Source organism: Blastomonas sp. AAP25 (assembly GCF_001295965.1).
Classification (GTDB): domain Bacteria; phylum Pseudomonadota; class Alphaproteobacteria; order Sphingomonadales; family Sphingomonadaceae; genus Blastomonas; species Blastomonas fulva.
Genome location: NZ_LJHP01000002.1, coordinates 318,250 through 341,599 on the forward strand (window position 1 = coordinate 318,250; position 23,350 = coordinate 341,599).

The window sequence follows — 23,350 nt, forward strand, 5'->3', positions numbered from 1 at the left end:
GGGCCTGATCACGTGCAGGTCCCGCCATCAAACAGAATTGCGCGCACCTTGCGCATCAAATCGGTTGCCACTGGCGGGTCGCGATTGGCCATGATCACTATCGTCGTCTGATCGTCGGGAAACGTCGCCGTCTCGACATTCACCCCCAAAGTTCCGCCATTGTGTCCCATCCATCGGTGCCCGTTGTACGTGCCAACTGCAAAGCCGAGGCCATGAGAAACCGCAGGCCTGTTGGGACTGGCAGGATCCATCGCAATCTGCGTGGAAAGCAGACGATCACGCATGGCGGCGCTGGTCAGCTTTCCGGCCACCAGAGATGCAAAGAAACGCTGCATATCCGCTGCATTGCTATAGGCCCCGCCTGCCGAATTTCCGACCAGTGCGGCTTCCACGGCAGGGCGAAGCGGGCCGGGTGGTGGCATCTGCATTCCATTGGGCCCGCCAGGCATTCCGGGCGGTGGTCCAGGCGGTGGTCCCAGTGGAGGTCCGGGCGGCCCGGCGTGCTGTCCGGGTGCGCCGCCGGGCGGCGGAAGCAGCATTTCAGGCATGTTGGTCATTCCAACGGCGCGTTCGGTGTCGCTGCCGGGCAGCGTGCTGGATGCCGTCATGCCTGATGGCGCAAAGATATGCCGCTGGAGATAGTCTTCATAGCTCTCTCCGCTGACATGCTCGATCATGAGGCCCAGCAGGAGAAAACCGGAGTTTGAATACTGGACGCGCGAGCCGGGCGGAAATTCCGGTCGTTCGCGCACGACCAGAGGCTTCAGATCAGAAAGGCTTCTCGCGGCCTCGAGAGCCGGCAGATTGTCCGGCGTGAAGAAGTTGCCCAGCCCGCTGCTGTGCGTCAGCAACTGCCGGACGGTCACAGCGCCAGCGCCGGGCGTCAGGCCATCGACATGGTTCCTGATCGGATCATCCAGGCTGACTTTGCCTGCGTCTACCAACTGGGCCACGGCCACCGCCGTGAACATCTTGCTGGCCGATCCCAGATTGAACCGGGCATCGCTTGCAATGGCGGTGCTTCCGGCCCCGGCCGTCAGGCCTTGCGCATAGGATACAGTGCCGCCCGGTCGCGTCACGGCCATGACGCCAGAGAAGGACGAAGGGGCTGCAACGCCCGCCAAGCACGCGCGCAACGCATCGTCGTCCAGTGCTTGTGGGGTGGCGGTGGCACCAGCCCCGGGACAGGCCAGCAATGCCGTGATGAGCATGGCTGAAATCGGTCGAATCAAACGCACAATTTTGTCTCCCATAGAGGATCACCAGCTTTGACGAGCACCAACTTCAAATTCTATACATGGTCTTGAACTAGGCGAGCTTGATGATGGTCAGCCCAGGAGGCATTCGATGCGTGAACATATGCATGTAACGGAGCGAGCAGCCGCCGCAGCCTTTGCATCTCCCCGTCAGCGCAGGATCGTACAAACCCTCATGGCAGGTGACATGTCGATGAGCGAACTGGCATCTGCAACCCAGCTGCCGCTCAGCCTGCTACACTATCATGTCTCGCAGTGTATGCGACTGGGCCTGATCCAGATCACGCGAGAACAGCCCCGGTCCGGGCGGGCGGTAAAATTCTATCGTGCGGTGGCGAAATCGTTCTTTGTGGCTGCAGAGCTGGTCGACGAAATGCCGGGCACTGCATTCACGCGGAAACTGCGGGACCTGCTTGACCAGAATTTGAACAGATCGCTTCAGGGGATATGCTTCCGGCACGATGGCGTCCGACCTCGCGCCGATCTTGTGACTGACCCCGACCAGCAGAATGAAGCCGTTGAACTATGGCTCGACGTCGGCCTGACGGGAGCCGATGCAGCCCGGCTGCGGCAGGAGTTGCAAGCCCTGATGGATCGCTTCCGGATGTGCGATAACGCTGCAAATCCGCGCTATCTTTTGCACATGGCGGCGGTCAAACTTTGATCTGCCGCATTCCCCCAATTCCTCATTCCGCCGCCAGCTTGAGCTTCGGGATCATCACCTGGATGAACGCCAGCGCCACCAGATACGCGCTGCCGCAGATCGCGAACAGGGGCACATAGCCCATGCCGCTGCCCAGCGAATAGCCCGCAAATTCGATGATCGCGGTGCCTGACAGATTGCCCCCGACCGCGCCCAAAGCGATGACGCTGGCGACGCGGGTGGCGGGGATGATGTCGGCGGTCATGCCGAAGACGTTGGTCGAAAAGCCCTGATGCGCGAACAGCCCAAGGCCGATCAGCACTGCGGCGAGCCACGGGTTGTCGGTGGTCAGTGCCAGCGGCATCGCCAGCACGACGACCGCGTAGAACAGCATCGAGGTCTTGCGCGCGGCGTTGACGGTCATGCCTTTGCTCAGCAGGATCGGGTACAGCCCGCCCGAGGTGATCGCGCCCAGCGCGGCCAGCGTGAAGATGATCGCGATCGGCCAGCCGAGGTCACCCTGCGCCATATCGAACTGGCGGTTGAAGAAATCGGGCATCCAGAACAAGACGAACCACCACACCGCATCGATGCAGAACTTCGCGCCGATCACGGTCCAGGTCCTGCGGTCGGAGAGCAGGATTCCCCACGGCACGCGCGCGCGCTCGGGGATATCGCCCAGGGGCTTGAGGTTGCGGGTGCCATACCACCAGCCCGCGAGCCAGACGAAGCCCAAGGCTCCCGTGACCCAGAACGCTGCCTGCCAGCCAAAGGCGAGCGCGAACGGCGGGATCAGCAACGGGGTGATGATCGCGCCGATATTGGGCGCGGTGTTGATCAGGCCAATGGCGAAGTTGCGTTCCTTGACCGGAAGATACATCGCCGCGGCCTTGAGCCCCGCTGGCGTGCTCACCGATTCGCCCGCCGCCAGCACGATCCGCGCGGCGACAAACTGCTGCACCGTCTGCGCCAGCGCATGCGCCATGCCGGCCGCGCTCCACACCACGACCGCGATCGAATAGGCGACGCGTACCCCCAGCCGGTCGACGAACCAGCCGACGAACAGCAAGGTGCCAGCGGCCGCGATCTGGAAGGAGGAGCCGAGATGCGCATAGTCCGCGTCCGACCAGCCGAATTCGGCTTCCAGCGTGGGCTTCAACAGCGCCAACACCTGCCGGTCGACATAGTTGAGCGCATTGCCCAGGAACAGCAGCGCCACCAGCGCAATCGCCGCGCCGCGCGCGACGCCCTGTTGCGCCGATTGTTTCTGGGCCTCGTTCATTGCGCAATCCTCCCGGTGGTGCACGCTTATGCCGCGCTTCTCGCTTGCACGATAGCCGCTCCCGAGCGTAAGAAAAGCCTTATATGACACCGAAGGACATACTTTGTGGTCAGGTCAGGGAGAGCCACGCGTGAAACGGCAGGAGATTGACTGGGATTCGCTGCCCGCGGCAGGCGACCTGTTCGGCGAGATGTATCTGGCCGATGCCGGCCCCAAACCGACATCCCAGACCCCTTCGGAGCCCGCCAAACCGCGCGAAACCGTTTTCCAGGGACTGGTCATCTGCGCGATTGCCGCCGCAGCGGCAGCGTGGCTGTCCGAACACTATATGTTCCCGATCATCCTGCTGGGGCTGCTGATCGGGCTGTCGCTGAGCTTTGTCGCGCGCGATCCGCGCAGTCATATGGGGCTCGATTTCGCCTCGCGCACCTGCCTGCGCTTCGGCGTGGTGCTGCTGGGGCTGCAGGTCACCTTCAACCAGATCGGATCGCTGGGCCCGGAGCCCTTTGCCGCGCTCGCTGCGATCATGACGCTGACCTTCGTGGCCGGGATCGTCGGTGCGCGGCTGGTCGGCCAGTCGGTCTATACCGGCATCCTCGCGGGCGGCGCGACCGCGATCTGCGGCGCGAGCGCGGCGATGGCGCTCTATGGAATCATCGGGCGCGAGCGGGTCAGCCAGTCGCAGTTCGCGATCACTTTGGTCGTGGTGTCGCTGGCGAGCGCGCTGGCGATGTCGCTCTACCCTATCCTCGCCGAATATCTGAACCTCACCGACGAGCAGGCAGGTTTTCTGATCGGCGCCTCGATCCACGACGTCGCGCAGGCGATCGGCGGCGGCTATGCGTTTTCTGAAGCCGCGGGCAGCTATGCCGCGATCGTCAAGCTGTCGCGCGTCGCGCTGCTCGCGCCGGTGGTGATCATCACCGGGCTGCTGATCGGCGGCGCAGGCAAGGCCGAGGGTGGCCCGCTGTGGAAGCGGCTGGCGCTGCCGTGGTTCATTGTCGCGTTCTTCGGCGTGGTGCTGCTCAATTCGATGGTCGCGATCCCCGCGCCCGCACGCGATTTCGCGCTCAGCGTCTCGAAGGGCCTGCTGCTGATCGCGGTGATCGCCACCGCGATGCGCAGCCGGCTCGACCTGCTGATGGAAACCGGCATCCGCCCCGCCATTCCCGTGGCGATCGCGACGCTGGTCAGCCTGCTCGCCTCGTTCGCGGCGGTGATGCTGATCAACTGATCCGCTGGAGTGAAACGGGGACATCCCCGCGCATTCACGGCAGCTGGGTTGCCTGGCCGAAGCGGTCGGCAAGGATGTCGCCGATCGCCTCTGCGTCCGCAGGTTCGATCGGCGCGCCATAGACCTTGATCATCTTGGCGACCGAATCGTGCCAGAATTTGTCGCCCATGCCGCGCGGCTGGGTGGTGATGTACTCGAGCGAGTGGCAGGCCGAGCAGGTCGAGACCACCAGCTCGGCGCCCGCATCGGCGAGTTCGGGCGGCGTGGTTTCCTGCGGCATCGTGAACGCAACCGGTTCCAGCGAGGATGGCGGCTGCGCGCGCTCCCCGGACCCTGGTTGCGGAAACACCGCCAGCACCGCGAGCGCGGCAACCACGACGAACCCTGCCACTGCGGCGTTCTGTCCACCCGGTCCCATCACACCGCCTCCACTTGCACGGTTTCAACGGCATTGCGCATATAGCCCGCAGGCTGCCAGCGCGCGTCGAACGGCTGCGTCTCTGCGCCTGCCGTGACCGCGCGCACCTTTATCGCATGCCGCCCCCGGGCCAGGGGCACGCCCAGCCGCCATGGCCGGAACGAATAGCGCCCCGCATCCTCGCCCAGCCGCGCCGCCTGCCAGCTGCGGCCATCATCGGCGGAAACGAGCACCTGTTTCACCGGGTCGCCCCCGGCGAACGCGATGCCGCGCAGCTCTGTGGGCTGCCCGGCGGAAACCTTCGCGCCATCGGCATGGCTGGTGAGGAACGAGCGCACATTGAAGCGGCCGATCGGCACGGTCTTGTCGGGCTTGGTGCCAGGCTCGACACAGGCGCAGTCATTGTCGGGAATGCGATAGGCGGTCTTCATCCAGTATCCGTCGAAGTCCGCATCGACGACGTTGATCTCGTTCAAATGCTTGACCCAATAGGTGCCGAAATGCCCGGGGACGACCAGGCGCAGCGGATAGCCGTTGAGGAACGGCAGGTCTGCGCCGTTCATTGCGAACGCGACCATCACCTCGCCATCGATGGAGTGATCGATATCCAGCGCCTTGACGAAATCGGGAACGGTATCGATCGGCGGATTGTCGAGGCCGTTGAAGGTGACCTGCCGCGCGCCTTCGCGCAGACCCGCCTTGGCGAGCAGGTGCTTGAGCGCGACGCCGCGCCAGCGCGCATTGCCCATCGCGCCGTTGCCCAATTGCCCACCGCCGACGCGCGGGGTCACGAACCCGCGGCTGTTTCCCGAACACTGGTTCACCGCGACGATCTCGGTGACCGGAAAATCGCGCTGCAGGCTTTCGAGCGTGAGCTCCAGCGGCGCGGTAACATGCCCGCCGATCTTCAGCCGGAAGCTGCGCGGATCGATCTCGCTGGGCAGGCCCGAGAGATGATAGCGCACGAAGAACGCGTCATTGGGGGTGATCAGGCCTTCATCGAACACGCCGAACGGGGTTTCGAGCTGCGGCGGACGGGTGGTGAGCAGGATCATCTCCCGCTTGCCGGGCATCCGCACCAGCGGCCGTGTGCCATTGCCGAACGGCAGCGTCACATGGCCCGGCGTGTCCCGGGTGGTGGCGCCCAGCAGCGCCGCACCGGCTCCGGCCAGGAACAGTCGACGGTCAAAATCGCTCACATTGCCTCCGCTGCGCATATCGGGTTGGCATCCCTTTTTGCGCAGCACGCAGCGTATGTCCACCGTTAGTCATAGGCGGCAGGATTTGCGGAATCTCGTTCGAAGCCGAAAAAGCGACGCTACTGTTTAGTGCGCGCCGACCGAATCCAGCTCCCACAGCCTTTTGGCGTGCTCCATGTCGCTTTCGCTCACCCGGCCGATGCGATGGGCGATGAAATCGATACCCTCGATCAGCCAGAGAGCCAGCTGCGGCTGGGTGAGCCGGTAAAACCGGTTCTGGCCAATCGACTTGATCTCGACCAGCCCCAGCGCGCGCAGCACCGCAAGATGCTGTGACAGCCGGGTGGGGGTGATATCGAGCGCGGCGGCCATCTCGTTAACGGTCTGGTCGCCCACCCGCAGCTTCTGGATCAGCCGGATGCGGTCCGGGTGCGATATCTGGCGCAGCACGGTGGCGAGTTCGTTGGCGACAATCTGGCGGCTTGGCATGGGCTTATTGACCTGTAATGGCGGAAACGAGGCGCAATGCGGGGCGGGCTACCGGCCGCGCTGCGGTCTGGACAGGGGCAATCGCGCGCCATGGCGCTGGCTTGCGCGGCGAACCGGCAATCCCCTCGCACATCTGCGCGATGAACTCCTGATCGCTGACTTCGGTGACATAGGGCGCGACCGACCCTCTGCCCGGGGTGATGATGCCGCAATCCCAGACGCGCGCCGTGCCCTGCTGCAGCCGGTGCGCTGCCTGGCGCATGCCAGCCTGAGACGCAGCCAGCGCCAGAGCCTGCACCAGCAAGGGGGCGTTGAGCGGCAGCACCGCATCCGCCTCGTCGAGCGCTTCGCCCGACACGCCGCTGAAATCGCGCTGATGCCACAGCATCGGCCAGGGGCTGCGGATGCCGGTGGTTTCTGCAAGCATCGCGAAGACCAGGCTGCGCAGATCGGGCAGCACCACAATCGCATCCCATCGGCCTGCATGCCGCACCAGATGGCACAAGGCGTCCTCGATGGTCAGAACTTCGATCTGCAGATCGTCGCGGGCCGCGGGACGACCCGTGATCAGCAGGCGGCGCACCATGGGGTTGCGGCGCCGGGAATCGACGATGATGGCAACGCGGCTGCGTCCTTCCTGCCGCGCTGCCTGCAGCATGGCCTGCATCGCATCGGCGCGGGGCATCGGCGCGCTGCATTCGTCATCGACCGGGCAGGCTGCGGGCAGCGGCGACATCAGCATGACATCCAGCCCGCCCGCCTTGAGCTTTTTGCCCGCCCCCTGGTCGTGCAGGTAGCTTGCGACCCAAGAGGCCCGCGGCAGGAACGCGTGGCCGCCGCCCTGAAGCGCGACCGGTGAAACAGCCTGCCATGGCGCGAAAACCGGAACGGTGGCTGCACTCGCAATCGAAGAGGCCCAGGCCGCCGCACGCCGCAGTTCACCCACCGGCCGGACAGGGATCAGCCTGATGTCGAGATCGAGCCAGGCGGCCAGCCGGTCGAGCGCCTGCTGCCAGTCGCCGGGCACCGGCTGCGACGTCTGGCCCAGCGTCAGGACAGAGCCTGCCACCAGGCTGAGCATGGGGCCGTGCGCAGGGCGGGGGCGCGCAGATATCCCCTGACCGGATGGAACTGCGGACATCCGGTCAGGGGCGCAGCCATCCACAGCCTGGGGGGAGTTGGCGGGCAGATCAGGCTGTTCGGGGCGTGCTTCCATGGTGGGGAACCTCGTATGGAACGTTTGACCCTTGTTCGCCTAAACGGATTGCCCTCATCGAGGAAATTCAATAAAATGGATTAATCGTTCGTATTTCGGGAATTGAATTGGAATCCGGGACGCCATGCACCTCAATTTCAAACACCTGCGCTATTTTCATGCGGTCGCGCATGACGGCAATCTCACCAACGCCGCGCGCCGGCTCAACGTGTCGCAATCCGCACTATCGACCCAGATCCGCCTGCTCGAAGAAAGCGTCGGCCATCAGCTGTTCGAGCGGCGCGGGCGCAGGCTCGAACTGACCGAAGCCGGACGGGTCGCGCTCAATTATGCCGACAGCATGTTCGAGACCGCTAACGAGATGATGGCGACCTTCGCAGGTGGCAGCGGCGCGAGCCGGCGGCATCTGCGCGTCGGCGCGCTCTCGACGCTGTCGCGCAACTTCCAGATGCGCTTCCTGGCGCCGATGGTGGGCCGCGATGACGTGCATCTGGTGATCCGGTCGGGTTCACCGCGCGATCTGGTCAAGGCGCTGGAGGCGCACGAGCTCGACGTGCTGCTGACCAACCGCCTGCCTTTCCGCGACAGCAGCACCAACTGGGTGGCGCATCTGGTCGATCAGGCGCCGGTCAGCCTGATCGGGCCGCAGCGGGTCGATGTCGCGCGCATGACGTTGCGCGACATGCTGGTGACCATGCGGCTGGTGCTTCCCGCCAAGGACAGCGGGATGCGCGCCGATTTCGACCTGATGGTCGACCGGCTGGGAATTCTGCCCAATATCGTGGCAGAAGCCGATGACATGGCGATGCTGCGGCTGCTGCTGCGCGCAGGCACCGGAATCGGCGTGGTGCCGCCGATCGTGGTGCGCGACGAGCTCAGCGCGGGGCTTCTGCACGAGATCATGGTGATCCCCGGCCTTACCGAATCCTTCTATGCGATGACCCAGTCGCGGCGCTTCCCCCACCCGCTGGTGGACCAGCTGCTCGAGATCGCAAAAATCGGCTAGTTCTTTTTTCAAGAACCAAATCTTAGTTTCATTGTATTTTCCGAAGTATCCGACCCGCGTTATCCGGATGCGATCGCTTCGCTCCCCACGGGGCGGCACGGAGACGGAAAGACAATGGACATAGCGATTTGCCTCGCCCTGGCGATAGCTGGCTTTGCAGGCCTTGGACTGGTGGCACTGATCGCTGGAGACCGCCACGCCCGGGTGACCGGCCTGGTGCTGGAGGCGGGCATGCTGGCATGCCTCGCGCTCGGCGTGGCAGCAGTGGCGCAGATCGTCCGCGCCGGGCCAGCGACGACCGATCTGCTGGTGTGGCACCAGGCGGGGCTGTCGGTCCGTCTGGACGCGGTGAGCCTGCCGATCATGGTGCTGGTCGCCTTTATCGGCTGGGTGGTGCTGCGTTATTCGCGCACATACATGGCCGAAGAGCCCCGCCGCGCCTATTTCCAGGCATGGCTGGCATTCACGCTGGCAAGCGTGCTGCTGCTCGCGCTGGCTGGCAATCTGGTGCAGCTGGCGCTGGCGTGGATCGCAACCAGCCTGTGCCTGCACCGCCTGCTGCTGTTCTATCCGCACCGCGCCGCCGCGCAGCGCGTCGCGCGCAAGAAGGCCATGACCGCTCGCGTCGCCGATGCCGCGCTGATCGGCGCGGTCGCGCTGCTCGCGGCGCTCTATGGCACCGGCGATATCATCACCATCCTTGATGCCGCACGCGATGGCCAGGGGGGCGCAGGCGTCACCGTTGCGGTGCTGGGCCTTGCGCTCGCCGCGATCCTCAAGTCCGCGCAATTCCCGCTGCACGGCTGGCTGACCGAAGTGATGGAGGCGCCGACCCCGGTGTCCGCGCTGCTCCATGCCGGGGTCATCAACGCGGGCGGCTTTCTGCTTATCCGCTTTGCCGATGTCATGCTGATGTCGCCTGCGGTCATGGCCGGGCTGGTGATGGTGGGCGGGTTCACCGCGCTATTCGGCGGGCTCGTCATGCTCACCCAGCCTGCGGTCAAGACCTCGCTGGCCTGGTCCACCGTCGCGCAGATGGGCTTCATGATCATGCAGTGCGGCCTGGCGCTGTTCCCGCTGGCGATGCTGCATATCATCGCGCACTCGCTGTACAAGGCGCACAGCTTCCTCGCCTCGGGCGGCGCGGTCGAGCGGATCGCGGCGCTGCGGCGGCCGGGCCCGGTCGCCATCCCCGGCGCTGCAGCGGTGACCAGCGCCTTCGTCGCTGCGATCGCCATCTATGTCGCCATGGGCTGGGCGTTCGGCTTTGCCGACAAGTCGCCACAATCCAACGCGCTGGGTGCGATCCTGATCTTCGGCGTCGCGTATCTGCTGGCGCAGGGACTCGCGGGTGCCGCGCCGGTGGCGCTGATGCGCCGGATGGTCGCCTATTCGCTGGTCGCCTCGCTGGGTTATTTCATGCTGCACATCCTGGCCGACTGGCTGATGATGGGGACGCTGCCTGCGACCCCTGCCCCCGGCCCGCTGGAATGGGTGCTGATCATCCTGGCGGTGGTGAGCTTTGGCCTGGTCGCCTTTGCCCAGTCGATGTTCCCGCTGTGGGCATATCACCCCGCGGCGGCGGGCCTGAGGGTCCATCTGTCCAATGGCCTGTATGCCAATGCGCTGTTCGATCGGCTGCTGAGCGGCTGGGCGCTGCGTCGTCCCCTGTGACCCGCATGTGACCTGCCAGTGACCCACCCGTGACCCCGCTGCCGACCCACAAGGAGATTGCCGTGATGCACACCACCCCGATCGAGACCGCCCCGGCAGGGCCGGATATCGCAGCCCTGGCCGATACCGCCGGGCGCGCCATCCCACCGGTCTGGCCGCTGGCCTCCAGCGTGGCGGTCAACCCCTATCTCGGCCAATCCGATCTGGATCTCGCCGCGACCGGCGCGCTGCTCGCCCGGATCAGCGATGCCCTGGTGACCATGCCGCGCAGCTGGTACCGCGAGCGGATCACCAGCGGTGCGATCAGCGATGCCGATCTGGCAGCGGCGCTGGCCGCCAGCACCTCGTCACCGCGACCCGCCTCGGTCGCGGAGCTGAAGCTCGCCGCGCAGCGCCCGCATGTCCGTCAGGACCCGCTGCCGACGATCGCCGATCTGGCCGCCCGCGTCTCCGGGATCGACTGGCCCGCGGTCATCGCCGAGCGCTTCGGCACCTGGGCCGGTGCGTGGAGCGACGAAGGCCAGGCGCTGTGGGCCGCGCCGCGCGGCAAATGCGCATGGCGCGCCTGGCAGGCGGTGGCGACGCACGACCTGACACCCGAAATCGTCGGTCTCAAGGGCTTTGCCGCCTTTGTCGCCGAAGCCCCCGACAGCCCGGCCGACGCCATGGCCGCGAGCGTCGGCCGGCTATCGATGCCCACAGAGGCGATGCCGACCTATTTCCACGCGCTGCTGGCGAGCCTTGGCGGCTGGGCGCAATATGCGCGCTACCGGCTGTGGCAGGCCGAACTTGCGGGCGAGCATGACAGCGCGCTCACCGATTTCCTGTGCATCCGTCTGTTATGGGAGGATGCGCTGTTCGCGCAGTACCGCTCCAGCATCATCGACGCCTGGACGCACGTGGTCGCATCGCATGCCGCCCCGGCGCTGCCCGGCGAGGAGCAGGTGATCGACGCCATCCTGCAGGAAGCCGCCGAGCGCGCGGGCCAGCGCGATATCGGCCAGATCCTTGCCGGCGGTGCTCCCGTCAACCCTGCTGGCCCCCCGCTGCTGCAGGCGGCGTTCTGCATCGACGTGCGTTCCGAAGTGTTCCGCCGCTCGCTCGAGGCGGTCGATCCCGGCATCCGCACGCTGGGCTTTGCCGGCTTCTTCGGTCTGGGTGCTTCGCACCGGCGTTTTGCCTCGGATGTGGCGGAACACCGGCTGCCGGTGCTGCTGAACCCCAAATTGACCAGCTGCGCAGGCAGCTCGGAAGACGCTGCCGATGATCGCGCCGCGCGCTATCTGTCGCGCGCACGCAGAGCCTGGGGGAGGTTCAAGCTCGCGGCGGTATCGTCCTTCGCGTTTGTCGAGGCGGCAGGCCCGGTCTATCTCGGAAAGCTGCTGCGCGACGGGCTGGGACTGAAGCGCACCAGGCTGCCCAACGATCCGATGCCGCGGCCCGATCCCGCGCTGAGCCTGGAGGATCGCATCGCTGCAGCCGGTTCGATCCTGCGCGCGATGTCGCTGACCGCCGATTTTGCGCCGCTGGTGTTGCTGGTCGGCCATGGCGCCAATGTCGTCAACAATCCGCACGCCAGCGGTCTGCACTGCGGCGCCTGCGGCGGCTATTCGGGCGAGGTCAACGCCCGGCTGCTGGCGAGCCTGCTGAACGATCCCGCGGTGCGCGGCGGGCTTGCGGCTGCGGGCATCCGGGTTCCGGCCGAAACGCTGTTTCTGGCAGCGCTGCACGACACCACCACCGACACCGTGCTGATCTATGACGGCGACCATCCCTCGCCCGCGCATGCCGACGATCTGGCCCGCGCGCGCACGTGGCTGGCGAGCGCCGGACTGGTCGCACGCGGCGAGCGCGCGCTGCGCCTGCCGCGCGCCGGATCGGCTGCGGACGTTGCTCGCCGCAGCCGCGACTGGGCGGAAATCCGTCCCGAATGGGCGCTGGCAGGATGCCGCGCGTTCATCGCCGCACCGCGCAGCCGCACCAGCGGCAGGAGCCTGGAGGGTCGCGCCTTCCTGCATGACTATGAATGGCAGCAGGATCAGGGCTTTGGCGTGCTGGAGCTGATCATGACCGCGCCGGTGGTGGTCGCAAGCTGGATCAGCCTGCAATATTACGGCTCGGCCGTGGCGCCCGAGGTGTTCGGCGGCGGCAACAAGCTGATCCACAACGTCATCGGCGGGATCGGGGTCGTGGAAGGATATGGCGGCACGATGCGCGCCGGGCTGCCCTTTCAGTCGGTGCACGATGGCAGCAGCCTGGTGCACGAACCACTGCGGCTGAGCGTGTGCATCGAGGCCCCGGTCGAGGCGATGACCGCGATCCTGGAGAAGCACCCGGGCGTGCGCGCGCTGTTCGACAACCGCTGGCTGCACCTGCTGGCGCTGGATGACGCGGGGCAGTTCGCGTGGCGCTATGTCGGCGATCTCGACTGGCAGCGCGTGGATGGCGACGGCCAGACGGTCATCGAGCGCGATCTGGCAGCGTGATAGCGGCGCAGCGCCGTGGTCACTCGACCATCAGCGCGGCGGCTGCGGACAGCGTCAGGCCCGACATCAGCAGCCGCTTGATCGTGGCGCTCGATGGCAGGCCCGAGGCCTTGATCGCATCGGCGAGCCCGGTGGCGATGGCGAGCGTGCCCGATCCGGCGGATTCCTCCCATCTGGGGCGCAGCGCTGCGGCGATCGTCGCGCTGCGCACCAGCAGCAGGTCGTGGATTCGCGAACCGGGCCGCGCGCCAAGCTCCTGCTTGTAACCGCTGTCGCCCGCACCCCAGTCGATCTGGCGCACGCCGCGCGCGAGGCTGTCATCGATTCCATGCAGCGTGACGATCTGGCCCGGAGAAAATGCGGCGAAGGCATCGTCATAGCTGCTGGCAATGCCATATTGCAGCGATCCGCAGGTCAGATCGAGCGAGAACGCCACCGGCTTGTCACCCACATAGAGCAGCGTTGCGGCAAGCATCTCGGCCAGCTCAGGATCGACCACCGCCCGCTGCCAGTGCGCCAGCATGTGCGGGTTGAGGAACTTGGCGCCGCTGCGATCGGTGCGCTTGCCCACCCAGCTGTTTTCCTCGATCTGCGCCAGATCATGAAACACCCGGCGCGACCAGGCGTCGCCGCGCACGATGCGCAAAGTCAGCGGCCCGAGCTCTTCCAGCCGCGCGATCATGCGGCGGATCTTCTTGCGGCGCGACTTGCTGGGCCATGGATCGGGTGCGCCGGGACCGGGAAGATCCTGGATGAAGCTTTGCCCCATGTCGCGGGTCAGCACGTGCCAGCCGGTAGCTTCGGCGGCGGCGACCACGAGCTGCGCCAGCCGGTCGTCCTGGTAGATCGGCCCCAGCCGCAGCATCGGACCGATCGCCGCGCGCGCGGCGGGATGATCCAGCACGGCACGCATGTCGCCGACCCCCGCAGTCTGATCGATCGCCGCGCTGCGGAACGGCCAGTAGCTGCCTGCCAGCGCACGCGCCTTCAGCCCTGCCGGGCCAAGCTGCCGCATCGGCAGGGCCAGAATTTCGCTGCCATCGCCGCGCCGCGCCACCAGCGTCGATATTGCCTCGGGCTCGCCGCGGCAGAACCAGGCGGCGCGCAGGAAGGCGTGGCTGGCGGGAGCCTGCGCCGCAAGCCGGTCCACTGCCGATGCCACCCCCGGCACCACCGCACAATCGATCGCTCCCAGTGGAGCAGCATTGGCCAGCATGGTCTTGTGGTTTATCTCCAGCATGAATGGCTCCCGGCAAGGTGGCAACACCCAGCCTATGCCAGAAAGAAGATAAGCCAAAGTTTACACCCGGCAAGACGGACGAGCGGTGCCAAAGACCGATCCTGGCGCGACGGGCGGTCATGCCCCGGCGCTCGCGCGGCTGCAGCACATACGTATTCATGGCGCATGATGGCCGCGAGTGCGGCACTCTTCGGCTTTGGCACGACCCCCGGCAAAGCGGGGCGCGGCGGGGAGAGGTGACGGATGTCAGGCATGGGAATGGGCAGCATCGATCGCGGCGGGAGCCCGCAGCGTCCCGGGATGAGCCAGGCGGACATCCGCCGGATGCAGCTGCTGGTGATCGCGGTGTTCTTCCTGTTCGGCGGCATCACCAACATCAACGACGTGCTGATCCCCAAGCTCAAAGGGCTGTTCCAGCTCTCCTACATGCAGGCCAACCTCGTCCAGTTCGCCTTTTTCACCAGCTATGCGATCTTCTCGATCCCTGCGGGGCTGGTGATGAAGAAGCTGGGCTATGTGCGCGGGGTGGTGCTGGGCTTTTCGATCATGGCGCTGGCGTGCGTGATGTTCCTGCCCGCGACCTATTCGGGGCAGTATATCTCCTTTCTCGTCGCTTTGTTCATGATCGGCGGCGGGATCACGCTGCTGCAGGTGGCGGTGAACCCGCTGATCCTGCAACTGGGCCCGGCGGAGACCGCGCACAGCCGGCTGACCTTCGCGCAATTGTTCAACTCGATCGGCGTGTTCGTGATGGTCTATGGCGGGGCCGAGCTGATCCTGGGTGACAGCACGCCGGTCGATGCGACCGGGCTCAGCGCCGCGTCGCTCAAGGCGATCCGGGTGCAGGAGACCGCGATCATCGGCCAGGCCTATCTCGGGCTTGCAGTCGTGCTGACCGCGATTGCCGCGTTCTTTTGGCTGTGGCGCAAGGCGCTCGACGGGCAGGCGGTCGATGATGTCAAGCTCGAGGGCAGCTTCGCGCTGCTGCGTCGGCCGCGCCTCGCCTTCGGCGTGCTGTGTATCTTCATGTATGTCGGCGCGGAGGTCGGCATCGGCAGCAACCTCGTCTCCTATCTGGGCGACGAGCGCGTGCTGGGTCTGAGCCAGGTCGAGGCCGGGCGGCTGCTCGCGCTCTATTGGCTCGGCGCGCTGGTCGGGCGGCTGGCGGGCACCGTGCTGCTGCGGCTGGTGAAACCGGGTCTGGTGCTGCTGTGCTTTGCCGCCGCTGCGATCGCGCTGATCGCAACCTCGGCGCTGTCGTCGGGGGCGCTGGCGGCGTGGACGCTGATCGCGGTGGGGCTCGCCAACTCGATCATGTTCCCGACGATCTTCAGCCTGGCCACCGAAGGCATGACCGCGGAGGCGCCCCAGGCATCGGGGCTCTTGTGCACCGCGATTGTCGGCGGGGCGATCATTCCGGTGCTGATCGGCTTTGCTGCAGACAACGTGGGCCTTGCCGCTGCAATGCTGGTGCCGATCGCCTGCTATGCGGTGATCGCGAGCTTCGGCATCTATGCTATGCGCAGCCGGGCCGCCGCGTAAGGGTCAGCGCGTCGGCTCGGGCACCCGCAAGGTGGCGAGCGCGGCCAGCGCCAGCACGGCTGCGGCAAACGCCATCGTCCAGATCGGCTCGGTCGGAAAGAACGCCTTGAGCAGGCTGCCCATCACCGTCGCCACCAGCAATTGCGGCAGCACCACGAAGACGTTGAACAGCCCCATGAAAATCCCGAGCTTGGCCTGCGGCAGGCTGGAGGCGAGGATCGCATAGGGCATTGCGAGGATCGAGGCCCAGGCGATGCCGATGCCGATCTCGCTGGCAATCAGCCATTGGGGATCGCGGATGACCAGGAAGCTTGCAAAGCCCGCCGCACCGCACAGCAGGCACAGCGCATGGGTGCGCACCTTGCCCAGCCGTGCCGCAAGCCAGGGCAGCAACGTCAGCGCGGCGATCGCCGCGACGCCGTTGTAGACGGCAAACAGCACCCCCACCCAGTTGCCCGCATCGTTGAACGCCGCGCTGCCCGCATCAGTGGTGGCGAACATCGCCTGCGCGACCACCGGGGTGGTGTAGATCCACATGATGAACAGCGCCGACCAGCTAAAGAACTGCACCAGCGACAATCGCTTCATGATCGGCGGCATGCCCGAGAAGTCACCGACGATGTGGCTGAGCAGGTTGTTGTCGCGTCCGGCGCGGGCGAGATGGATCGCAGCCAGGCTGATCAGGCCATAGGCCGCCAGCAATCCGCCGAGCAGATAGACCTCCTTCTCGAGCGCCAGCCGCCAGACCAGCGCGATGACCATGACGCCTGCTACCAGCCAGGCCAGCGCGGTGCCGGGGCCACGCGCGGCGAGCGCGCGCATCGGCGGGGCCTGCGGCTCGTCGGTATCGGCCTCGGCAAAGGCCTGCATCTCGTCGGGGCTGTATTCGCTGGTCGTGACGATGGTCCACAGCACCGCGACGAACAGCGCGGCACCACCGAACCAGAAGCTGTAGCGCACCGTATCGGGCACGCCGCCTGCCGCATCGGTGTTGGCGACGCCCGCGGCGGTCAGCAGATAGGGGAACAGCGACCCTGCCACTGCTCCGGCGCCAATGAATGCGGTCTGCACCGCATAGCCAAGCGTGTGCTGGTCCTTGCGCAGGCTGTCGCCGACAAAGGCGCGGAACGGCTCCATCGAGATGTTGAGCGACGCATCGAGAATCCACAGCATCATCGCGGCGAGCAGCAGCGACTGCGCCATCGGCATGATCACCAGCGACAGCGCGGCGAGCACGGCCCCTGCCAGGAAATAGGGTCGCCTGCGTCCGAGCCGGGTCCAGGTGCGGTCCGAATAATGGCCGACGATCGGCTGCACCAGCAGTCCGGTGAGCGGGGCTGCAACCCACAAAGCGGGCAGGTTGTCGAGGCTTTCACCCAGCGACTGGAAGATGCGGCTCATGTTCGCATTCTGCAGCGCAAAGCCGATCTGGATGCCGAAGAACCCGAAGCTCAGGTTGAACAGCTGCCAAAAGCTCTTGCGCGGTTTTTCCGCGATCATGTGCCTCTCCCCGGGATCAGACGATACGCTCCGGCCCGTGTCGATCCGGGTCTTCGAGCGGGCCGACCGTGGCAGAGCCACCGACGACGCACAACATCAGCGCATACGTATACTTGGCCGTGCAACCCGGCCGGTCAGCCGCTCGAGCCGCGCACGATCAACTGCGTCGGCAGCATATAAGGCTCGACCGTCTGTCCGCGGATCTTGCGCAGCAGCGTATCGACCAGCGCCTCGCCTGCGGCCTTCACATCCTGGCTGACCGTGGTCAGCGGCGGGCTGGTGAAGCTCGCGGCGGGGATATCGTCGAAGCCGACCACCGCGACATCGCTGGGGATGGACAGGCCATGTTCGGCAATCGCGCGCATCGCACCGATCGCGATCAGGTCGGACGCCGCGAACACCGCATCGCACGGCGCCCCCGCCTCGAGCAGCGACAGCATCGCCTCGCGCCCCGATTCCTCTGAGGTGACTGCGTTGCGCTGCAGCGCCGGGTCGGCCTCCAGCCCGGCCTCGGCCAGCGCATCGCAATAGCCGCGCCAGCGGTCCTCGAACTCGGGCGCGTGGCTCGATGCGGTGCCGATGAACCCGATGCGCCGCCGTCCGCGCTCGATCAGGTGCCGGGTCGCGGCATAGCCGCCGCTGCGGTTTTCCGATCCCAGAGTGATCCCCGGCTCGTTGGCCATGGGCGACCCCCAGCGCACGAAGTGCGTGCCCTGTTCGACCAGATGGGTGAGGCGCGCGCGATAATCCTCGTAATCGCCATAGCCCAGCAGGATGATGCCGTCGGCCTTGTGGCTGTCCTGATAGTCGACATGCCAGTCGCTCGACAGCTGCTGGAACGAGATCAGCAGGTCGAACCCCGCGCGCGAGGCGGTGCGGGTGATCGATCCGAGCATCGCGAGGAAGAACGGATTGATCATCGAATCATCGGGCGTCGGGTCCTCGAAGAACAGCAGCGCCAGCGTGTTCGCCTGCTGCCTGCGCAGCGACGATGCGTTCTTGTCGACCGAGTAATTCAGCTGGGCTGCGATCGCCTGAATCCGCCGCCGGGTCTGTTCGTTGACCGAAGGATTTCCGCTGAGCGCGCGCGATACCGTGGGCTGCGAAACCCCCGCCAGCTGTGCGATGTCGAATGACGTCGGCCTGCGTCCCATGATGCCCCGCGCCTCTCCAAACCCTGGCAAAACCGCCGTTTTCCGGGCCTTTTGGTCTGCATAATGTTGAATACGTATGCGTATGCCTTTTGTCATCGCCCTGCAAAGGTTATTCAACTGCCCGACCGGTTCATCTGAAAACCGGCGGCTCTGGCAGCCGTCCAGACGCCATGAATTGATCCCCGCCAGACGCTGGACGGGGTCCCTGGGGAGAGTGATTATGAAAGCGATTTTTCGCGCCCGTCGTCTGCGCCTTGCATCCGGCCGCGCCAGCCTTGCCACCCTTTCCACCGCGCTGATGATCGGCGCCGCGTTCGCCGCCCCGGCCGCAGCGCAGGATGCCGATGCTGCGCAGCAATCGGGCACTGCCATCGACGAGGACGCGGGCGTCATCATCGTCACCGGCTTTCGTGCCAGCGTGGAAAACTCGATCGCCGCCAAGCGCGAGAGCAACTTCATCGTCGATGTGGTGACCGCAGACGACATTGCGGGACTTCCCGATGTCTCGATCGCGGAATCGCTCGCCCGCCTGCCCGGCGTCACCTCGCAGCGCACCGGCGGCCAGGCCAGCGCGATCAACATCCGCGGCCTTTCTCAGGACCTGGTCTCGGCCACGCTCAACGGGCGCGAACAGGTCGCGACCAGCGGCAACCGCGTCATCGAGTTCGACCAGTACCCGTCCGAACTGATCAGCCAGGCTGCGGTCTACAAGACCCCGCTTGCCAGCCACATCGAAGGCGGGATTGCGGGCAAGGTCGAGCTCAAGACCGTGCGGCCGCTGGACAACACCGAAAGCTTCAAGGGCGCGATCAACCTGCGCGGGCTGTACAACGACCGCGCCAGCGAAAGCCCCGATGTCTCGTCCTATGGCTACCGCGTTTCGGGTTCGGTTCAGGCCAAGCTGCTTGACGACACGCTGGGCGTCGCGTTCGGCTATGCGCGGCTGTACCAGCCCAATGTCGCCACCCGCTTCGTCCAGTTCGACTTCCCCGTTCCCGGCACCAACGGCTCGCCCAGCCGCGATCTCAACGGTGACGGCACCGTCGATTCGCTCAACTTCGGGTTCGAGGGCATCCAGTTCGGCGGGCGCGAAACCCGCGATGCCGCGATCGGCGTGATCCAGTGGGAGCCGACTAGCAACCTGCGCGTGCTGATCGACGGCTATTATTCGCGCTTCAGGTCCGATGTGAAGCGCCGCGGCATCCGCATCGTCTCGCCGCAGTCGGGCGACAACCAGTTCATCAACCCGGTGATCGCCAACAATGCGCTGGTCGGCGGGCAGATCGTCAACCGCGTCGGCAGCAACGGCTTCGGCTTTGGCCTGGGGACCGAGCTGGTCAACCAGGACGAAAGCCGCCGCGACGAACTCTACACCATCGGCGGAAACCTCGCCTATGACTTCAGCGACCGCGCCACGCTGTCGGTCGATGTCGGCTATTCCAAGGGCACCAGCTTCTTCAACAACGCCGGGATCAACCTGCGGCCCTATGCGGCGACGCCCGCCGGGCTGCGCCGCGCGGATTCGATCCCGGGCCTGATCTCGGTCGACTATCAGCTCAACGGCACGCGCCTGCCGACGATCCGGTCGATCACCTCGGACTTCACCGATGTCGATCCTGCCGGTGGCGGCTATCTGCTCGACGGCCAGTTCCTGGTGCCGCAGTCGGACAGCGACGAACTGTTCGCGGCTGCCGCCGATCTGGTGGTCCGCTTCGACGAGGCCAATTTCCTCGACGCGCTGCGGGTCGGCTTCCGTTATGCCGACCGGCGCGGCGATCGCCTCGTGACCTCGTTCAACACCTTTGGCGTTCCGGGCAACGCGATAGCGGTTCCGGCCAACATCGTGCAGCAGGCGGGCTTTTCGGGTGGCTATGCCAAGGCCGGGCTGCCCAACTTTGCGGTGGTCGATATCGACGGCGCGTTCAACTTCGCCTTCGGCAACAGTTTCGGCGTCCGCCAGCCGACCGACCAGATCGCGTTCGACTTCACCATCGACCAGAGCTTCCGAATCGATGAGGAAACCTATGCGGGCTATGCGCAGATGGACTTCGATACCGAGCTGGGCGGCCTGCGCTTCCACGGCAACATCGGTGCTCGCTATATCCGCACCGACCAGAGTTCGACGGTGAACTTCGCCGATCCCAATCTGGTCGACAACCCGGCGACGCCGCCGCCGGCGCGCGAAAACCGCAGGCCGGTCACCCGCGGGCGGACGTTCAATGACTTCCTGCCATCGGTGAACCTCATCCTCGACCTGTCCGACCGCGACATCCTGCGCGCCAGCTACAGCCGCCAGATCTCGCGCCCGCGCTTCTTCGAGCTGCGCGGATCGATCAGCGTCAACACCGGATCGGACGGCAACACCAGCGGTAGCGGCGGCAACCCCGACCTGTCGCCCTATCGCGCCAACCAGTTCGATCTGGCGTACGAGCATTATTTCGGCAACTCGGGCGTGCTGGCGTTCGGCGCGTTCTACAAGGACCTGAGCTCGTACATCATCAACGGCACGATCCCGCAGTTCAATTATGTCGAAAACGGCATCACCCCGCCGCCGATCCCGGGGACCAACCGGCCCGGCAACGCGGTCGGCAGCTTCTCCTCGCCAATCAACGGCGACGGCGGCTATGTCTATGGCTTCGAAATCCAGTTCTCCAAGACCTTCGTCGAACTGCCCGCTCCGTTCGATGGTCTTGGGGTCCAGATCAACTATGCCTATAGCAAGAGCGATCTGGAATTCCCCAGCGCGACCAGCGGCGCATCGATCAACCTGCCGCTGCCGGGCCTGTCCGAGCATGTCTTCAATCCGACCGTGTTCTACGAAAAGGCAGGGTTCGGCGCGCGTCTGAGCACACGCCACCGTTCCAGCTTCGTCAGCCCGCAGATCGGCATCAGCGAGCTGATCCTGACCAGCGCCAAGGAAACGGTGATGGATGCGCAGCTGTCGTACCAGTTCCAGGAGGGCAGCGCGCTGCAGGGGCTCAAGCTGCTTGCGCAGGTCAACAACCTGACCGATGAACCCACCCGGACCTATTGGGGCAACATCGCCCAGACGGGCACGATCCAGAACTTCGGCCGCACCTTCTTCCTGGGCGCGACGTACGAATTCTGACCCCGGTACCGGTGCAGGGGGCGGGCTTCCCCACCCGCCCCCTGATTGTTGAGTGAGGTAGGCACATGGCGCGAAACTGGATGACGGCAGCGGCGGCAGCGGCATTGCTCGCGTCGGCTCCGCTTGCGGCGCAGTCCCCCGGCTATGGTGCCGATACCGTCCGGACGCGGGCACCGCAGGACGAGATCATCTATTTCGTGCTGCCCGACCGCTTCGCCAATGGCGATGCTGCCAACGATCGTGGTGGGCTGAAGGGCGACAGGCTCAGGACCGGCTTCGACCCTGAGCACAAGGGGTTCTTCCACGGCGGCGATCTTGCCGGGCTGACCGCGAAGCTCGATTATATCCAGCAGCTGGGCGTCACGGCGATCTGGTTCGCGCCGATCTTCCAGAACAAGCCCGTGCAGGGCGAGCCGGGGCAGGAAAGCGCAGGCTATCATGGCTATTGGGTGACCGACTTCACCAAGGTGGACAGCCATTTCGGCACCAACGACGCATTCAAGGCCTTTGTCGATGCAGCCCATGCGCGCGGCATCAAGGTCTATATGGACATCATCACCAACCACACCGCCGATGTCATCTATTTCAAGGAATGCGTTGGAAAACCGGTATGCGCCTATCGCTCCAAGGCGGATTACCCCTACTGGACCAAGGGGGGCATCAAAGGCGCACGGATCAACGGCGGGTTCGAGGGCGATACGGTCGCAACGAAAGAGAACTTCGCACGGCTGACCGATCCGGCCTATGCTTATAGTCCGCAGGTTCCGGCAGCAGAAAAGGACATCAAGGTCCCCGCCTGGCTTAACGATCCGATCCATTACCACAACCGCGGAAACACCAGTTTTTACGGCGAGGATTCACGCTATGGCGATTTCGTCGGGCTTGACGACCTGATGACCGAGAGCCCGCGCGTGGTCGAAGGCTTCATCGAGATCTACGGCAGCTGGATCGACCGCTTCGGCGTGGACGGCTTTCGCATCGATACGGCGCGGCACGTGAACCCCGAATTCTGGGCGAGCTTTGCGCCCGCGATGCTGGAGCGGGCCAAGGCCAAGGGCATCCCCAATTTCCATATCTTCGGTGAGGTCGCCAACGATGCAATGGACCCCGGTTTCCTTGCGCAGCACACCAGGCGCGACAAGCTGCCGGCGGTGCTCGACTTCGCCTTTCAGGCGGCGGTGCGCGAGATGCTCACCGGCAAGGCGGGGACCGACCTGTTCGCCAGCCTGATCGCGGGCGACGTGCTCTATGAGGGCGGCGAAGCCATGGCGCTGACCCTGCCCACCTTCCTTGGCAACCACGATATGGGGCGGCTGGGGCATATGCTCGACAAGGCGTATCCGCAGGCGAGCGAGGCCGAGCGGCTCGACCGGATGAAGCTCGCGCACGTGCTGCTGATGACCGCGCGCGGCGTGCCGACGATCTATTATGGCGACGAGCAGGGCTTTACCGGCGACGGCAACGATCAGGACGCGCGCGAGGACATGTTCGCCAGCCGCGTCGCCAGCTACAACGACAACCGGCTGGTGGGCACCGCCGCGACCACCGCTGCCGAAAACTTCGATCCCTCCCACCCGCTCTACCGGCTGATTGCCGAGCTGTCCGCGCTGCGCCGCGAGCATCCGCGGCTGCGCGAGGGCCGCACCGTGCTGCGGCATTCGGGTCCCAAGCCCGGGCTGCTGGCGTTCACCCGCGGCGAGGATGACGGCGAGGAAATTCTGGTCGCGGTCAACACCTCGAGCGAGCCGGTCAGCCTCAATGTCGAGGTCGGCTATCGCTCGCGCGCGTTCATCGGCCTTGCCGGGACCTGCCCGACCACCGCCAGCGCGCCGGGATCGGTGGCGATCGCGCTGCCGCCATTTGGCTATGCGGTCTGCCGCGCCACCCCGATCGACTGAGAGC

17 protein-coding genes are annotated in these 23,350 nt (G+C 65.7%); 8 read left to right on the forward strand and 9 right to left on the reverse strand.

Translation table 11 applies throughout. From position 1 onward, the window contains the following. Positions 1 to 8: 8 nt before the first annotated feature. Positions 9 to 1,253, reverse strand: a complete 1,245-nt coding sequence (locus IP68_RS03390) for a serine hydrolase (protein WP_082382080.1) — start codon at positions 1,251 to 1,253, stop codon at positions 9 to 11. 94 nt (positions 1,254 to 1,347) lie between these two features. On the opposite strand from IP68_RS03390, the gene IP68_RS03395 reads away from it, so the two are divergent. Further along, positions 1,348 to 1,920 carry a winged helix-turn-helix domain-containing protein gene (locus IP68_RS03395; protein WP_156317916.1) on the forward strand — a complete coding sequence of 191 codons (573 nt, stop codon included), beginning with the start codon at positions 1,348 to 1,350 and terminating at the stop codon, positions 1,918 to 1,920. 22 nt (positions 1,921 to 1,942) lie between these two features. Here IP68_RS03395 and IP68_RS03400 read toward each other — a convergent pair whose 3' ends face one another. After that, on the reverse strand, positions 1,943 to 3,181 hold the full coding sequence (locus IP68_RS03400; RefSeq protein ID WP_054133542.1) for an MFS transporter: 1,239 nt from the start codon (positions 3,179 to 3,181) through the stop codon (positions 1,943 to 1,945). A 130-nt stretch (positions 3,182 to 3,311) separates the two neighbouring features. On the opposite strand from IP68_RS03400, the gene IP68_RS03405 reads away from it, so the two are divergent. Further along, positions 3,312 to 4,415: a YeiH family protein gene (locus tag IP68_RS03405; protein WP_082382081.1), complete on the forward strand. Its 1,104-nt coding sequence runs from the start codon at positions 3,312 to 3,314 to the stop codon at positions 4,413 to 4,415. Positions 4,416 to 4,449: 34 nt separating this feature from the next. Here the strand turns inward: IP68_RS03405 and IP68_RS20430 are convergent, their stop codons facing one another. The 4 genes from IP68_RS20430 to IP68_RS03425 all read right to left on the reverse strand — a co-directional run bounded on the left by IP68_RS20430 (position 4,450) and on the right by IP68_RS03425 (position 7,590). Continuing rightward, complete coding sequence (locus IP68_RS20430; RefSeq protein ID WP_054133543.1) at positions 4,450 to 4,833, reverse strand: hypothetical protein; 384 nt, start codon at positions 4,831 to 4,833, stop codon at positions 4,450 to 4,452. Next, the gene (locus IP68_RS03415) at positions 4,833 to 6,032 is read right to left on the reverse strand and encodes a molybdopterin-dependent oxidoreductase (protein ID WP_231683665.1); all 1,200 of its coding nucleotides are present in this window, start codon (positions 6,030 to 6,032) and stop codon (positions 4,833 to 4,835) included. The genes IP68_RS20430 and IP68_RS03415 overlap by 1 nt, the downstream gene beginning before the upstream one ends. A 126-nt stretch (positions 6,033 to 6,158) precedes the next feature. After that, complete coding sequence (locus IP68_RS03420) at positions 6,159 to 6,521, reverse strand: helix-turn-helix transcriptional regulator (RefSeq protein ID WP_054133544.1); 363 nt, start codon at positions 6,519 to 6,521, stop codon at positions 6,159 to 6,161. Positions 6,522 to 6,525: 4 nt separating this feature from the next. Further along, positions 6,526 to 7,590 (reverse strand): hypothetical protein, encoded by a 1,065-nt coding sequence (locus tag IP68_RS03425; protein ID WP_197275708.1) that lies wholly within the window; start codon positions 7,588 to 7,590, stop codon positions 6,526 to 6,528. Between the two features lie 271 nt (positions 7,591 to 7,861). Here IP68_RS03425 and IP68_RS03430 point away from each other — a divergent pair, with 271 nt between their 5' ends. The 3 genes from IP68_RS03430 (at position 7,862) to IP68_RS03440 (ending at position 12,903) form a co-directional block, all read left to right on the forward strand. Next, positions 7,862 to 8,743 carry a LysR family transcriptional regulator gene (locus IP68_RS03430; RefSeq protein ID WP_054133546.1) on the forward strand — a complete coding sequence of 294 codons (882 nt, stop codon included), beginning with the start codon at positions 7,862 to 7,864 and terminating at the stop codon, positions 8,741 to 8,743. A 114-nt stretch (positions 8,744 to 8,857) separates the two neighbouring features. Then, positions 8,858 to 10,417, forward strand: a complete 1,560-nt coding sequence (locus IP68_RS03435) for a proton-conducting transporter membrane subunit (RefSeq protein WP_054133547.1) — start codon at positions 8,858 to 8,860, stop codon at positions 10,415 to 10,417. Between the two features lie 65 nt (positions 10,418 to 10,482). Then, a complete protein-coding gene (locus IP68_RS03440) occupies positions 10,483 to 12,903 on the forward strand; it encodes a YbcC family protein (RefSeq protein ID WP_054133692.1) in 2,421 nt (806 codons plus the stop codon). Positions 12,904 to 12,922: 19 nt separating this feature from the next. On the opposite strand, the gene IP68_RS03445 is transcribed toward IP68_RS03440, so the two are convergent. Then, a complete protein-coding gene (locus IP68_RS03445) occupies positions 12,923 to 14,143 on the reverse strand; it encodes a GNAT family N-acetyltransferase (RefSeq protein ID WP_054133548.1) in 1,221 nt (406 codons plus the stop codon). Positions 14,144 to 14,395: 252 nt separating this feature from the next. Here IP68_RS03445 and IP68_RS03450 point away from each other — a divergent pair, with 252 nt between their 5' ends. After that, the gene (locus IP68_RS03450; protein WP_054133549.1) at positions 14,396 to 15,685 is read left to right on the forward strand and encodes a sugar MFS transporter; all 1,290 of its coding nucleotides are present in this window, start codon (positions 14,396 to 14,398) and stop codon (positions 15,683 to 15,685) included. A gap of 3 nt (positions 15,686 to 15,688) precedes the next feature. On the opposite strand, the gene IP68_RS03455 is transcribed toward IP68_RS03450, so the two are convergent. Together IP68_RS03455 and IP68_RS03460 are read right to left on the reverse strand one after the other, a co-directional pair. Next, positions 15,689 to 17,185: an MFS transporter gene (locus IP68_RS03455; RefSeq protein WP_054133550.1), complete on the reverse strand. Its 1,497-nt coding sequence runs from the start codon at positions 17,183 to 17,185 to the stop codon at positions 15,689 to 15,691. 134 nt (positions 17,186 to 17,319) lie between these two features. Continuing rightward, entirely contained in the window at positions 17,320 to 18,339 is a 1,020-nt protein-coding gene (locus IP68_RS03460; RefSeq protein WP_054133551.1) for a LacI family DNA-binding transcriptional regulator, read from the reverse strand. A gap of 220 nt (positions 18,340 to 18,559) precedes the next feature. Here IP68_RS03460 and IP68_RS03465 point away from each other — a divergent pair, with 220 nt between their 5' ends. Both IP68_RS03465 and IP68_RS03470 read left to right on the forward strand, forming a co-directional pair. Continuing rightward, positions 18,560 to 21,448 (forward strand): TonB-dependent receptor, encoded by a 2,889-nt coding sequence (locus tag IP68_RS03465; protein WP_054133552.1) that lies wholly within the window; start codon positions 18,560 to 18,562, stop codon positions 21,446 to 21,448. A gap of 65 nt (positions 21,449 to 21,513) precedes the next feature. Next, positions 21,514 to 23,346, forward strand: coding sequence for an alpha-amylase family glycosyl hydrolase (locus IP68_RS03470; RefSeq protein WP_054133553.1), 1,833 nt, complete (start codon positions 21,514 to 21,516; stop codon positions 23,344 to 23,346). Positions 23,347 to 23,350: the final 4 nt, after the last annotated feature.

What these genes read in the sequence shown, in the direction of transcription:
- IP68_RS03450 (WP_054133549.1), top strand. Translation starts at nt 14,396, where the DNA reads ATGGGAATGGGCAGCATCGATCGCGGCGGGAGCCCGCAGCGTCCCGGG.
- IP68_RS03445 (WP_054133548.1), bottom strand. Translation starts at nt 14,143, where the DNA reads ATGCTGGAGATAAACCACAAGACCATGCTGGCCAATGCTGCTCCACTG.
- IP68_RS03435 (WP_054133547.1), top strand. Translation starts at nt 8,858, where the DNA reads ATGGACATAGCGATTTGCCTCGCCCTGGCGATAGCTGGCTTTGCAGGC.
- IP68_RS20430 (WP_054133543.1), bottom strand. Translation starts at nt 4,833, where the DNA reads ATGGGACCGGGTGGACAGAACGCCGCAGTGGCAGGGTTCGTCGTGGTT.
- IP68_RS03465 (WP_054133552.1), top strand. Translation starts at nt 18,560, where the DNA reads ATGAAAGCGATTTTTCGCGCCCGTCGTCTGCGCCTTGCATCCGGCCGC.
- IP68_RS03430 (WP_054133546.1), top strand. Translation starts at nt 7,862, where the DNA reads ATGCACCTCAATTTCAAACACCTGCGCTATTTTCATGCGGTCGCGCAT.
- IP68_RS03455 (WP_054133550.1), bottom strand. Translation starts at nt 17,185, where the DNA reads ATGATCGCGGAAAAACCGCGCAAGAGCTTTTGGCAGCTGTTCAACCTG.
- IP68_RS03390 (WP_082382080.1), bottom strand. Translation starts at nt 1,253, where the DNA reads ATGGGAGACAAAATTGTGCGTTTGATTCGACCGATTTCAGCCATGCTC.
- IP68_RS03470 (WP_054133553.1), top strand. Translation starts at nt 21,514, where the DNA reads ATGGCGCGAAACTGGATGACGGCAGCGGCGGCAGCGGCATTGCTCGCG.
- IP68_RS03420 (WP_054133544.1), bottom strand. Translation starts at nt 6,521, where the DNA reads ATGCCAAGCCGCCAGATTGTCGCCAACGAACTCGCCACCGTGCTGCGC.
- IP68_RS03460 (WP_054133551.1), bottom strand. Translation starts at nt 18,339, where the DNA reads ATGGGACGCAGGCCGACGTCATTCGACATCGCACAGCTGGCGGGGGTT.
- IP68_RS03395 (WP_156317916.1), top strand. Translation starts at nt 1,348, where the DNA reads ATGCGTGAACATATGCATGTAACGGAGCGAGCAGCCGCCGCAGCCTTT.
- IP68_RS03400 (WP_054133542.1), bottom strand. Translation starts at nt 3,181, where the DNA reads ATGAACGAGGCCCAGAAACAATCGGCGCAACAGGGCGTCGCGCGCGGC.
- IP68_RS03440 (WP_054133692.1), top strand. Translation starts at nt 10,483, where the DNA reads ATGCACACCACCCCGATCGAGACCGCCCCGGCAGGGCCGGATATCGCA.